This is a genomic window from Enterococcus sp. 9D6_DIV0238, assembly GCF_002174455.2.
Taxonomy (GTDB): Bacteria; Bacillota; Bacilli; order Lactobacillales; family Enterococcaceae; genus Enterococcus_L; species Enterococcus_L dunnyi.
This window is the reverse complement of record NZ_CP147246.1, coordinates 1,925,739-1,938,841: the sequence shown is the minus strand read 5'-3', so window position 1 is coordinate 1,938,841 and position 13,103 is coordinate 1,925,739. Positions and strand designations below refer to the sequence as shown.

The 13,103-nt window shown below is 35.0% G+C and carries 11 protein-coding genes; 10 read left to right on the top strand and 1 reads right to left on the bottom strand.

Going from position 1 to position 13,103, the window contains the following annotated elements; translation table 11 throughout:
- Window positions 1-144: 144 nt before the first annotated feature.
- From A5889_RS09060 to A5889_RS09035, 6 genes are all read left to right on the top strand, one after another.
- The gene (locus tag A5889_RS09060) at window positions 145-972 is read left to right on the top strand and encodes a helix-turn-helix domain-containing protein (protein ID WP_087641587.1); all 828 of its coding nucleotides are present in this window, start codon (window positions 145-147) and stop codon (window positions 970-972) included.
- Between the two features lie 37 nt (window positions 973-1,009).
- Window positions 1,010-1,783: a hypothetical protein gene (locus A5889_RS09055; protein ID WP_225535137.1), complete on the top strand. Its 774-nt coding sequence runs from the start codon at window positions 1,010-1,012 to the stop codon at window positions 1,781-1,783.
- Window positions 1,784-1,800: 17 nt separating this feature from the next.
- Window positions 1,801-2,952 (top strand): hypothetical protein, encoded by a 1,152-nt coding sequence (locus A5889_RS09050; RefSeq protein ID WP_087641585.1) that lies wholly within the window; start codon window positions 1,801-1,803, stop codon window positions 2,950-2,952.
- A 195-nt stretch (window positions 2,953-3,147) separates the two neighbouring features.
- Window positions 3,148-4,275 carry a DUF916 and DUF3324 domain-containing protein gene (locus tag A5889_RS09045; protein WP_087641584.1) on the top strand — a complete coding sequence of 376 codons (1,128 nt, stop codon included), beginning with the start codon at window positions 3,148-3,150 and terminating at the stop codon, window positions 4,273-4,275.
- A gap of 124 nt (window positions 4,276-4,399) precedes the next feature.
- Entirely contained in the window at window positions 4,400-5,653 is a 1,254-nt protein-coding gene (locus tag A5889_RS09040; RefSeq protein WP_087641583.1) for a hypothetical protein, read from the top strand.
- 308 nt (window positions 5,654-5,961) lie between these two features.
- Window positions 5,962-7,068 (top strand): tyrosine-type recombinase/integrase, encoded by a 1,107-nt coding sequence (locus tag A5889_RS09035; protein WP_087641582.1) that lies wholly within the window; start codon window positions 5,962-5,964, stop codon window positions 7,066-7,068.
- A gap of 159 nt (window positions 7,069-7,227) precedes the next feature.
- Here the strand turns inward: A5889_RS09035 and A5889_RS09030 are convergent, their stop codons facing one another.
- Window positions 7,228-8,739: a helix-turn-helix domain-containing protein gene (locus tag A5889_RS09030; protein ID WP_087641581.1), complete on the bottom strand. Its 1,512-nt coding sequence runs from the start codon at window positions 8,737-8,739 to the stop codon at window positions 7,228-7,230.
- A 381-nt stretch (window positions 8,740-9,120) separates the two neighbouring features.
- On the opposite strand from A5889_RS09030, the gene A5889_RS09025 reads away from it, so the two are divergent.
- The 4 genes from A5889_RS09025 to A5889_RS09010 all read left to right on the top strand — a co-directional run bounded on the left by A5889_RS09025 (window position 9,121) and on the right by A5889_RS09010 (window position 13,032).
- Window positions 9,121-9,309, top strand: coding sequence for a DUF951 domain-containing protein (locus A5889_RS09025; protein WP_087641580.1), 189 nt, complete (start codon window positions 9,121-9,123; stop codon window positions 9,307-9,309).
- A 10-nt stretch (window positions 9,310-9,319) separates the two neighbouring features.
- Window positions 9,320-10,420 (top strand): redox-regulated ATPase YchF, encoded by a 1,101-nt coding sequence (gene ychF, locus A5889_RS09020; protein ID WP_087641579.1) that lies wholly within the window; start codon window positions 9,320-9,322, stop codon window positions 10,418-10,420.
- A 100-nt stretch (window positions 10,421-10,520) separates the two neighbouring features.
- Window positions 10,521-11,204, top strand: coding sequence for a DUF1129 domain-containing protein (locus A5889_RS09015; protein ID WP_087641578.1), 684 nt, complete (start codon window positions 10,521-10,523; stop codon window positions 11,202-11,204).
- 163 nt (window positions 11,205-11,367) lie between these two features.
- A complete protein-coding gene (locus tag A5889_RS09010) occupies window positions 11,368-13,032 on the top strand; it encodes a 6-pyruvoyl-tetrahydropterin synthase-related protein (protein ID WP_087641577.1) in 1,665 nt (554 codons plus the stop codon).
- Window positions 13,033-13,103: the final 71 nt, after the last annotated feature.

The following is a 13,103-nucleotide window of genomic DNA, read 5'->3' as shown; positions in this document are numbered from 1 at the left end:
ATTCCTATAATTCAATTTTTGCAGTTTATAGTGATCTATGTATAGGCTTGCCAGCAAGGTTGGTTGAATTTTCTCTAAGGAATTTTTTTAACATGAATGGTTGGTATTTTACTATATACAAAATTATGAGGGGGACTTTCTATTATGAGGAAAAAAATTATTATATTGACCGACACACTTAGCGCTAACGGATTATTACAAAATAGTTTGTTGAATATGGATTATGAAATTATGGTTTCAAAAGATATATTGACTCGGCCAAAAGATAAAGAGTTTTATTTTTTACAAAATTTCGATCTGATTATTTATCAGCAATCTATGTATAGTGGATTAAAAGAATCATTTTTGGATAACTTAGTACTGCTTAATAAGCCAATCGTTGTTTTGACTTTTGAATCAGAACAGGCGAACGAATCCAAATATGCTGATAATGCAGAGGTAACATTTGTTCGTTATCCGATCTCCGTTACGGATTTAGCTAGTAAGTTGGCAGAAATTTTTGAAGAAACAGCAGTGCGTGCAGGGCAAACCAATCAAGAAAGAACGATAGATGTTTTTTCAGGTAATGAGAGTATGTCGCAGCATTCATCATCATTTTCAGCTGTAGCGAAAATGAAAAAGACACACACATTCCAGCTTAAAGACCGGACATTGATCATTGATAACTGGCTGATTCCATTAACTAAAAAGGAGCATCAAGTTTTAGAACACTTTATCAAATCTGATCAACGAGTCTTTTCAAGTCAGGCATTATGCGAAGCGATTTGGACAAATGCGAAGCAAAAAAATAAACAAGCGTTATTAAGTAATTTGATCAACCGTATCAAACAAAAAATAATGGAAAAAACATCTATTTTTGAACCATTCATTTTAAATAAAAAAGGAATTGGTTATTACCTAAATCAAGATTTTACACTTTTGAATGACCAGCATGACGAAAAAATAAAAGAATTACTGACAGGTGCATTGTAAGAAATAGGAAGTAAGAAGGGGAGCGGTACAGTTGGCTATGTTTAAGAAAAAAAAACAAAAATATGATGATGACTATGAAGAATACTATGATGATTATGAAGAATATGATGATTATGACGAGTACGATGATGATGATTTCGAAGAGGAAGAATACGAACCTCCTAAGAAGAGTCGTCCAGAAGCATCAAATAAGAGAGAACGTTTAGAAAGTTCTATGAGAAAGCAGGAACAAGAATTAAAAGAAGAGCAGGCCGCCATAGTTGAACATTTAACGAATGAGAATCAGCAATTCCAAAAGGAAGTTCAGCGTCAAAAGACAATGGCAGAACGCCTAAAAGCGGAAGTAGAAAATAAGCAGCAGGAGATCGATCAGCTGACCTTACGATTGACCAGCTCGTCCCAATCTAAAGACAGAGTGCATGCGCTTGAAGATCAATTAAGACAGGCAGAAGATGCAAGGGTACAAGCAGAAGAACAACTATTAGAAGAACGTGCTAATAACAGCGAACTTGAACGACAATTACGTCAACAGGATTCAATGAAGACTCAGATTGCAGAAGTTTTGATGGAAGCAAAAGAAAAAGCACAGCAAATTATCGAGCGGGCAACAATTGAAGCTGATAGAACAGTTGAAGCAGCAAGACATGAGACTAAGAAAGCTGTTTCAGAAGCTTCGATCGAGTTGAAAAAGATTAATCAAGAGGCTGCAAACTATCATACTCGTATCCTTCGTCTTCAAAGTGAGACAAGTGTGCTGATGGAAGATCTACTGAATAAATCAGAACGCTTAGCTGATCAGTCGCTAGAGTAAGGGAAGGAGAATAAGAAGTGGTTTATCAAAATATTATAGTTGATATTTATCAAGCTGCTTCTCCGGCAGTAGGCGAGCGTCTTTTTGACGATGATATGTTGCGGGATATTTATTATATCTGTGAAGAGATTTTTCAAAAAAGAAATCTAGGAATTCCCTACCCTAAAGAAGAAGTAGAAGAATATTTTGAGGAATTCCATACAATTATTTCTTTTTTCAAACATGTTGAGATCACGTTGGATTTTGTGGATCTTGATTGGTCGGCATTGTTGGACGAGCTTATTCATACATTTCCTCAGATTGCCTGGATAGGAGGATCGAAGGAAAAGGAAGACAATCGAGTCATTTACTACATTGATTTTGTTCCTATTGCATATCGTGAAGTAGACTTTCCTTTCATGGTCAATTTACTGCAGTCTTTAGAACAGCAGCTATTAGTTGAAAGTGATGACGTATTAGAGCTGTTTATCGAGGAAATCGAACGATTAGTGTCTAAATTTGTCAAACCGCTTCAAACTGTTGAAATTGATTCCAAACCTAAACCTAAGTCTAAGCCAAAAGTAGAGGGTGTAGAAAATAATATAAAAGAGGCCAATATAAATTATGTCCTAAAAATGGAAGAAGCAGTAAGCAGGGAACGTTATGCAAAAGAGCGCATGCGTTTGGCAAACCAAAAGTTGGAAGTCGTTATTGATCAGATGGAGAGACAAAATTTATCCAGAGCAATCAAAGAACTAAGTAAGCCTAACAATAATGAAAATGAAGACTGGGATCAAATCCTGAAAATCGATTTGAGGGAATATTCAAAGTTGATGCAAAAAGCTAAGTTTTTAGAGCAGTCATGGATGATGAATAAGGAACTGGTCACAAAATCAGAAAAGATGACAATATCTGATAATCGGTTGACGTATGAAAGGGAACAAGTTCGTAGTTTTAAAGATTCCGTTTCAGCGAATGAAATCTATTTGATTCTAGATGAATGTAAAATGATTGAGTCGCGTGTGAAGATCAAGAAAAAATCTTGGTTTAGACAACCCCATGTCCGAATTATGAGAATGGATTACGATAGTATTTTAAATAAAGCAGCTTATTTTGACCTTATTCAGGGAGAAAACTTTCTATTAGAGCAAATCATCCTGAATGAGGAGCCAATAACGGATATAGAATAAAAATAGAGTGGGAATAGTCGGCTTTTCCCATTCGTAGTACATAGTTTATTAAATGTTTGCTAGAGATATAAGTCAGTGTATCGAAAAATTATAGTGACTGAAAAAAATTTTTTCTGTTGAAGAAGCAGAGGCCTTTACGCATCAGTTCTTCTTTGCTACAGGGAATTCAATCCGCTGTATAAGGGGTTTAAATAAATGTCAATTAAACAAAAGAAAATTCGTGTGCTCATCTTGAAAATCAGTTTTTTTCTAGGTATTTGTTTTACTATATTGTCAGTTGAAGCCAGCTTTGCGGTGTCTGTCAAACCGATTTTACCGAAAAATCAATCTGATACTGGGGTGACCTACTATGATCTGAGAATGAACCCGGGGCAAGAGCAGGAGTTGAAATTGGAAGTGTCCAATCCCTCTGATATAGAACAGGAAATAACAATAGAACTCAATGATGCAACAACGAATTTATCAGGAGAAATAGACTATTCTGATCGTTCAGGTCAAGTATCAAGAGATAAAAGTTTAGTTGTTTCCTTCAAAGATATTGCTCAAGTAGAGTCCAAGGCGATAGTTCCAGCTCATGAAAAAAGAATAATAATCGTTCAGCTAAAAATGCCTCCAGAGCAGTTTGACGGTATGATTTTAGGCGGGATCAAGATCAGTTCAATTGATTCGAGCCAGTCTCAACTGAATGATCAAAGTAGAAAAAAATCTTATATTGTCGCTGTAAAACTAACTGAAACAGATGCACCTGTTATGGCGAATTTAAATTTGTTGCGGGTGCTTCCGAAAAAAGTTGATGGCAGACAAACGATACAGGCAACAGTCCAAAACGATCAGGCAATAAATGTAGAAGAGCTTGAATATACAGCAACAATCACTGAAGAAGGCTCTGATCAGGTTTTGTATCAAGTGGCGCAATCCAATTATCGAATGGCTCCTAATTCAAGCACAACTTTTATTATAGCGGATGAGAATGACGCTTTGACGTCTGCGGGAAGATACTCGCTTCAGTTGACGGTCAAATCTAAAGACACAGGTCAAGAATGGAAATGGAATAAGGGGTTTGAGTTAGTTAAAGAAACCGAAAACTATCAGAAAAATTCTAAACATCTGATGATTTATATAGTGATTTGTTCTATTACGCTGGCTTTTTTGCTTATTGTTTTAATAGCGCTGATACTTCTAAGGAGAAGAAGACAGAGGCAATATGAAGCAGAGCTGTATCAGAAGAAAAAAAAGCGAAAGCGTCGAAAAAAAAGTCAACAAAATAAAAAAAGAAATCCTGAAAATAAACAACAAAAAATAAAGAAAAATAAAAGACGGTAAGCACCAGCGGATCTGCGAGGATAGCATTAGAGTAAATCAGACTAGAGCGCTATACAGGATTATCTATAAGGGATGATAGCGTGAAATTAGATTGGCAGCATAACAATTCGAGGAGTTTGAGGACATGAACGAGACCGGACAAAATCTTCAAAGACATGGGAAAAAAATCATCAAAAAGTATATTCTTCATCAAAAAGTAAATCCAAGACTTTTAGGAGTAGAAATATATAATAAAAAGCTAAAAACATCACATGAGGCTTATCTTTCTTGCAAATTAGTTTTTAAGAAAGATATCGACTCATTGATGGAACTGGAACAAATAGCAATGAAAGTCCAAAAGACTTGGGTAGAAGAAAATGATGAGCTGATCATTAAGAGGATCAATATTTTTACGTCGCCAGCTTATATTGTTTTGACTTTTACGATCGGCTTCTTTGAATCTGAGCATGTGAGACAGCTCCCATTTTTTAGAAGTTGTGTACAAGAATTAATTGAATCATATAAAGTAGTGCTAAAACAAGAGCGAGAGACTGAATATAAGAGAAAAGAAGAAAAAATATATAACGTAGTAGAAAAGTTCAATCAGCTAACCGAAAAAATGGAAGCTATAGAACATAGACTTGAAAAAAATGAAGAGATTGTGCTGGATTCTGGTGAATTACTAAAAAATGAACTGACTAAAGTAAGTCAAACATTGAAAGAACAAATACAACCTAATGACTATGCGATGTCTCCTAAGACTCATACATTGGAGAAATCAGTATCTAAACATAAAGAGCTCCGATTTGAGGTTGGAGAGATAACGCCACTAAAAGAAACAGAAAAAGATGAGAGTGTATCTCAAAGTAGCCGCCGCTATACTTTAGTTCGTTCAAATCAACATTCTAAAAAAAGAGTATTAAAAAAGCGATTAAAGGTTCTGGGAGTGTCGGAGAACAAGGAGCGTGAAAGTGAACCAGTACTGCCCGAACGAACTGTTCGTCCAAAATATATCTCTAAAAATGAGCAGGAGGTCATAAAGTATTTTGAAAACAATGTGCCCTCAAATAAAAGAAAAATGGTACCAAAAAAACAATTTTTAGATCTAAAGATGAAAGTCGAATTTATAGATTATTTGTGGATGTTACTGGAGTTAGAGGGCGAAGATGAGATCATGATCGCTAATGAAATAAGTTGTAGAAAGCTCATAGAAGAATTAGGTCCATTCATGGAAAGAGTCGATAAAATTGCAGGGAGCCTCTCGATTTTTAATTATTGGGTATACTGTCCACAAGAAGTATTGATCAAATTAGAAGGATACGCAGCATTGAAAGAGTTACTGAGCAGTTCTTTGAAACGGATCAATGATAAAGCAGTAGTTAATAATATAAAAAAGTAATCTCTTGGTGTGAATAAAAACGGGATATGCGTGGAAAAAATAATCGTTTCTATAGCAAAAAAATCTTGAATGCTACTTCCAAAAATTCTTATTTCTACCAAAAAAATTGAAACTAAAAAAAGTCAAATTAATTCATAATTAGTTAATAAAAACAAACGTATTGTAATTGTTTGGAGTTGGGGAATAGGAAATGGATAAAGGAGATCGTCAAAAAACATTTTTTGATAATAAAATGACATATTTTTCGCGATTTGTAGTGATTTCATTTTCTTGAATTAACAAATTTAACTTTAGAAAGGATCTTAGTTATGGCAAGAAGAGGAGAGAACATCTATAAGAGAAAAGATGGCCGTTGGGAAGGCCGATACATAAAAGGTAGACGAGAGAATGGAAAGATTTATTACGGGTATATTTATGGGTACAAATATGCCGAAGTTAAACAGCAATTGATATTGATGAAATATGAAAAGCAGACAACTAATCATAAGAGCTTACGTCAGTACGATGGTCAATTACTTGATTGGACAAATTATTGGTTGGAAACATTTGTACAGCCAAAGGTCAAAGGAAGTACATATGCCAGCTATAAAAATAAAATGGAAGTCCATATCCTATCAAGAATAGGCACCATCAAATTACAAAAAATGACACAATCAGACATTGAAAAATTACTTAATGACATGAGAAAAACGCTGAAAGCCAGCTCTATCAGGTCTATTTTTTCTGTTTTTAAAACATGTATCAGCAAGGCAGTTTCATTGAATTTGCTTACAGATAATCCGTGTAGAGGTATCGAATTGCCCAAATCTGAAAGAAAAACAGTTCAAGCACTATCGGTTACAGATCAGAATAGACTGATGAAAGAAGTCGATACAAATCAAAAGTTTTTCTCTATCATTCTAGCATTGCAAACAGGTTTGAGGATTGGGGAGATTTGCGGATTGAAATGGGAAGATATTGACTTTGAGAATAATACTTTGGGAGTGAATCGAACAATATTAAGAATCCCGAAAAATGATGCAGGTGTAAGAAAGACTGAGATTGTCGAAATAACACCTAAAAGTCAAAACTCTTCTCGAAGAATTCCTATTTCCGATTCATTGAGAACAAAATTATTGGAACTTCATAAAGTTTCCACTAGTGATTACGTTATCTCTCATAAACATAAGGCATTAGAACCGCGTACAGTCGCGTATCGCTTTCAAGTTGTACGTAAAAAAATTGGACTGGAAAAGTTTTCTTTCCATTCTTTGCGACACACATTTGCCACTCGTTGTTTGGAAGCGGGGGGAAATATTGCTACTATCAGCTCTTTATTAGGGCACTCGTCAACAAAAATGACACTAGATTGCTATACGAACTCATTTTTATCAGAAGAACGTCAATTGGTAGAAAAGCTTAAATTTGTTAGTTAGTATGATGAATCAGACCATAGAAAAGTTAAGGTATTATGCCGCGAGTGCCAGCTATCACTTGAAAGCTATAATAGTTGCTAGATGCCATTTGCTTTTCGGTTTATAAAAATCAAATCTCAGGCTGAAATACTTCAGTCCCAGCCTTTTGATTTTCTGTCGTTAGCAATGGGAGGAATAGATTTTATAAAGTAATTCAGCAAGATCGATCTTATCCATGTTTTCATTATAATTGGTGATGAAGAAAAAATGACGTCCTTGTTTTTTGAGAGTAGGCCAGTCGATATTACTGATTACAAGATCGTAAGGCTTATCGGTCACAAGTGGTTCAGCTTGAGCAAAGGTTGTTAATTCAGCATAATTGATCCACCATTTAGTAAATTGTTTTTTAAACAATAGATTGCCTTCAATAAATACACCAACAGTCACTTTGGCTTTGATCCATTCTTCATAAAGATTCAAGATATAAACATACTTTAATATTAAAAAACGGGTATCGGATTCATTTTCAAAAAGTGTAGGGTATTTTTTTTTCATATAATCAATAAATGCATAAATAATGGTAAAACGATGATTCTCTTCATGACTAGAAAGGTGTGACTCCCAGTAGTAATTGATGTGACCTTTAAAAATCAAATGACGATAGGCGATCGAACTGAGGTGGTAATTCAGCATAGAACGATGCCGTTTAGTCAGTCGAGTATCGGGATAAGCTAGCTCCATAAAATCTAAAAATTCATTATTTAAGGTTAAGATGAAAAGATTACTCTTTTTTTCAATAATATCCAGTTCTTTTAAACAATATGAGTGAGTTGGAATGATTTCTTCTCCTAGTAGAAAGAGGATCAATAGGATGGTTTCGTTAGGAAGCATCTTAAAAGAATAATAAACTAAAAAAGATGTCAGAACTTTGTCGATTTTTCTAAAAAGAGTAGAGGTTTTTAGTATACGGATAAAACGTTTTTGATTATGATACCCAGTTTTATTGCTAAAAAATGGTAATTGATCGCTATAGTCCGAGATTCCTTTTTGTGCATTCCTTCTTTTTAATAAACTTAGGTAAATAATTAGTTTTCTTTTGGAAAGAAAGGATAAAGGAGAACCAAGAATCGTTTGGATTTTATTTACTGTGTCGTAGATTCTAGGATCGATATCATGAATTTTTAACGGCTGTTTTAAATCAGTGATAAGAAGTAAAGAAATGTAAAAAAAGCGAATCTGCAATTCTGATCCTAAAAGATAGCCATTTTGGATAGACAAGTCAAACTCTTTTAGTAGATTGTTTAACTCGTTTATTTTTCGAAAATAAGTTGAATGACTGATTCCGATTTTTTCACATAATGGGATAGGATCAATCGTTCCGCATAGCAGCAGTTTTTTTAAGATTTGATATTTTGGTGCATGTGTAATTAGTTTATTAAATAAAGTATGTATCGAATATTCTGGTTTTGTTTGAAATCGAACCGTATGTTTTATAACATCAATTGAAAAACCATTATTGGAATTTTTTGCATGAGTCATTAAGTTTTCAAGTAATTTTGACAAAAGATAGTCTCCGATTTTTAGATGTGTCAACAGCTCCTTCTTTGTTGCAGATCCCCCATTATTGATTATGTATATGAGCAAATCAATTTGATAGGCCTCCATTTTTTCTAATAAATCAAATTTTTCCACAATAAAACTCCTTTTTATACCAACTAAGAACAAATATTTTTGAAAAATTATAAAAAATGTTATATTTTGATTATTTTTTTATCATTATCCAATATAAATAGATAAAGTTCAATCCTGTTTTGTCTAATATCTTCATTCGTTTTGAATTTGATTATTTGATCGATCTCCTAATAAGGATGTTTCCTGTTGTTGATTTTCCTTTTTAAGATTCGGATTTTTTTGATTTATATAGTAGAGATAGAGTATAATGAGTGATGTTGTGCAAAAAGAAACTATTGAGAAAAAACATTTTGCTAGTGATTCAAAAAAATGTTATTGTTAGCTTAGGGAATCGTGTCTTTTTGACTATCAAGCGTTCAATGTAGGAGGTATTTTAAGAACATGTATGATCTTGGGGATATCGTTGAAATGAAAAAGCCACATGCTTGTCAGGCGAATCGTTGGGAGATCATCCGAATGGGCGCCGACATTAAAATAAAATGTACGAACTGCGGTCATATCGTTATGATGACACGTCGGGATTTTGAAAAGAAAATGAAGAAAATTTTGGAAAAAAATGATAAAGGATAGTGAATGATCAATGGCATTAACAGCTGGAATCGTGGGTTTGCCTAACGTAGGGAAATCAACTCTTTTTAACGCAATCACAAAAGCAGGAGCAGAAGCGGCAAATTATCCGTTTGCGACGATTGACCCGAACGTTGGGATGGTGGAAGTACCAGATGATCGCCTGTTGCGGTTAACAGAATTAGTAAAGCCTAAAAAAACTGTACCAACTACTTTTGAGTTTACAGATATCGCTGGTATCGTAAAAGGTGCAAGTAAAGGTGAAGGATTGGGCAATCAATTTTTAAGTCATATTCGTCAAGTAGATGCAATTTGTCATGTTGTTCGTTGTTTTGATGATGACAATATCACCCACGTTGAAGGACGTGTTGATCCGCTGGCAGATATCGATACAATCAATCTAGAGTTAGTTTTAGCGGATTTGGATTCTATCAATAAACGTTACACACGTGTGGCCAAAATAGCAAAAACAAAGGATAAAGATGCAGTTGCTGAGTTGGCTGTACTAGATAAGCTTAAACCAGTATTAGAAGAAGGTTTATCTGCACGGACGATCGATTTTACTGAAGATGAACAAAAAATCGTTAAAAGTCTATTTTTATTAACTGCAAAACCGATTTTATATGTTGCGAATGTATCAGAAGATGAGGTTTCAGATTCAGATAACAATCCGTATGTTCAACAAGTTCGGACTTTTGCAGCTAATGAAAATGCAGAAGTGATCGTGGTTTGTGCACGAGCAGAAGAAGAGATCGCTGAATTAGATGATGAAGATAAAGCAGAATTTTTGGAAGCTCTAGGTATTGAAGAATCAGGCTTGGATCAGTTGATTCGTGCAGCCTATGATTTGTTAGGCTTGGCAACCTACTTTACTGCAGGTGAACAAGAAGTTCGTGCATGGACATTCCGTAAAGGAATCAAAGCACCTCAGGCAGCTGGAATCATTCATACCGATTTTGAACGCGGATTTATTCGTGCCGAAACTGTTTCATTTGATGATTTAAATACGTATGGCAACATGCAGGCTGCAAAAGAAGCTGGGAAAGTCCGCTTAGAAGGAAAAGAATATATTGTGCAAGATGGCGATGTTATGCTTTTCCGTTTCAATGTATAGGAAAAATTTGTAAAAAACTGTTTTTCTCCCTAAAAAGTGTGTTAGAATACTTTTTAGGTAAAGACTGCCCTGTTTTTCATGGGCGAGGAGGACGCAAAAAATGGAATCAGAAGCACTTCGAGAGATTGTTTCAGAAAATCGTGAGCTTGAACAAAAATTGACCAAAAGAAATGAACAGTACATTTTTGATTTAAAGAAGTCATTAGTAGCTGCCAACCTTTCTGAAGAAGCACAAACGCTAGCTTTGCATGAGATTTTACCACATCTGGTAGAAGGTCAAAAAAGCGGTAAAACTGCACGTCAACTGTTCGGTACTGTATCTGAACGTACGGAGGCTATTTTAAATAAACCAGAAGAATTGCCAGAGTCGACTCCTGCATTGATGTGGCTGGATAATACGTTGCTGCTATTTGGCGTGATGACGTTGATGTTTTCGATCATGATGATGTGGTCTAAAGGCAAAACGCAACCTTTAGGATTGTTGACACTTGTTTTAGCTTCAATGGCAGGCGGGTATGTATTTTATCTTACATACAAATACATTTATCAGTACGACCGCCCGGGAGTAGACAAATCAAAACGTCCTGGTTGGTTTAAGACTGGTTTGATTTTAGTGGGTTCAATGTTGCTGTGGATAGTAGTATTTGCAGGTTCTGCAATGTTGCCGCCAGTAATTAACCCTATCTTAGATCCAGTGATCGTGATCGTTATTGGTGGATTGGCATTGATCGTACGTCACTTCTTAAAGAAAAAGTACAATATGCGCAGTAGTTTAGCGCGTTGATTCAGCAGAATAATCAACCTTTTGCATATGAAAGAACCAAAAATGAAACTAAGCTTAGTTTTGTTTTTGGTTCTTTTTTATATCGAAAGATAGTAATATTTGAAAGAGATGGCTTGTCGAAGTATCTTATAAAGTAGAATACAATTTAAGAAAGGGTAAATGGATGAGAGAATGGATTTGTAAACGAAGTCGATGGTTGATTTTTTTAAGTTTTCTTTTGTTAAGTTTTTTATCTCTGTATATCGTCTACTTTCAAAATGGACATATTTTGATTGGAGACGACTATCATTTTCATCAAAATAGGATCGAAGGCCTGGCACAGTCTTTAGCACATGGTATTTGGCTTCCTAAGATCAGTTACTTTTTTATTGGTGGTTACGGATATGCTTCAAGTTTGTTTTATCCGGATTTTTACTTATATATACCTGCTCTGTTAAGAGTAGCTGGTTTTTCGCTGGCGACAAGCTTTTTGTTCTTTGCGACAATGATCAATTTAGGAACGTTCGGGATAACGTATTTGTCTGGGCGAATCATGGGATTACCTAAGTTGAAGAGTTATCTGTTTTCGTTATTATATACTTTATCGATCTATCGATTACAGGACTTCTTTAATCGTCAGGCGATCGGTGAGTTATTGGCAATGGGCTTTTTTCCTTTAGTGTTAGCCAGTCTAAGCTTGTTAAAAGCTGGTAAGGTGCAAAATTGGTGGTTGTTGACGATCGCAATGACGGGAATCGGGTTAGCACATTTTATATCATTGGAGATCGTTAGTATTTTTATTGGTTTATATGTCCTTTTAAATGCGCGTCGTTTTGTTAAAAAGCAAACACTCACAGCACTTTTGAAAGCAACAATTGTAACGATTTTGCTGCTAGCCTTCTACTTAGTTCCTGTTTTTGAACAAATGAGTCGAATTACTTTTCAAGTGACAGCCAACCCACTCACGTTGATTTCAGATAGGAGCTATGCGTTGGGAGAGCTTTTGGCAAATAGTTTTGAAAATCGGGTGTTTCATGCTTCCTCAGCGAATATTGGACTTATTCTTTTGGTAGGGCTATTGGTAAATGGCGTAATGTTGTTTAAGCAAAAAAACGTGGATCGTGACTTGCTCTTCCTTTCTTTTTTATTCATGTTTATGACAACTAATTTATTTCCTTGGCAGTTATTTGATCAGACTCCGTTGAATACTATTCAATTTCCTTGGCGTTTTTTATCCATAGTGACACTACTGTCGGCTTATTTGATTGCCAACGACTACAATAAGATCTTGAAAAAGATTCCGTATGGACAAGGTATTTTGATCCTTTTCATTTTACTAGGCGTGGTGATTTATGAGTGGGAGAGTATCGATACTGAAGGGAAGCGTATTGTATCACATCAAAGCTATGACCAAACCAACAGTTACTATATCGGTGCTGGGCACGAATATTTACCAAAAGAAGTAAATTATCAAAAGTTGTTAAAAAATAAAAAAAGAGAAATTAGCTATGATCCAGAAGTTATGACTATAAAAAAAAGTGAGCTATCTTTTGCCTCAGTAAGCTTTGATTATCAAGTCGCTCTGTCAAAGCCAGCAATCGTTACGCTTCCTTTTATCTATTATTATGGGTATCAGGCGAAGGTGATCGAAGATGGGAAGGTGAAAGAAATACCTGCCGTTTTAAATAAACAAAATGGGTATGTTGCTCTTTCATTATCAGGAAAAGGTAAAGTGACTGTTTCTTATAAAACGACTTGGGCACAAAAGATTTCATTAAGTATTTCGCTGATCACTCTTGCGCCGCTTTTCTCAGTAAAAGTGGTACCATATATTTCAAAAAAATTCTAAAGAAATAACTATAGTTATGATTTGTTTAAGATGATAAAACAATGAGCATGATCTCATGTTTTATGAAAGCG

Bases quoted from the DNA above. Each gene is read 5' to 3' on its own strand.
- A5889_RS09060 (WP_087641587.1), top strand. From the start codon at position 145: ATGAGGAAAAAAATTATTATATTGACCGACACACTTAGCGCTAACGGA.
- A5889_RS09055 (WP_225535137.1), top strand. From the start codon at position 1,010: ATGTTTAAGAAAAAAAAACAAAAATATGATGATGACTATGAAGAATAC.
- A5889_RS09045 (WP_087641584.1), top strand. From the start codon at position 3,148: ATGTCAATTAAACAAAAGAAAATTCGTGTGCTCATCTTGAAAATCAGT.
- A5889_RS09040 (WP_087641583.1), top strand. From the start codon at position 4,400: ATGAACGAGACCGGACAAAATCTTCAAAGACATGGGAAAAAAATCATC.
- A5889_RS09035 (WP_087641582.1), top strand. From the start codon at position 5,962: ATGGCAAGAAGAGGAGAGAACATCTATAAGAGAAAAGATGGCCGTTGG.
- A5889_RS09025 (WP_087641580.1), top strand. From the start codon at position 9,121: ATGTATGATCTTGGGGATATCGTTGAAATGAAAAAGCCACATGCTTGT.
- ychF (WP_087641579.1), top strand. From the start codon at position 9,320: ATGGCATTAACAGCTGGAATCGTGGGTTTGCCTAACGTAGGGAAATCA.
- A5889_RS09015 (WP_087641578.1), top strand. From the start codon at position 10,521: ATGGAATCAGAAGCACTTCGAGAGATTGTTTCAGAAAATCGTGAGCTT.
- A5889_RS09010 (WP_087641577.1), top strand. From the start codon at position 11,368: ATGAGAGAATGGATTTGTAAACGAAGTCGATGGTTGATTTTTTTAAGT.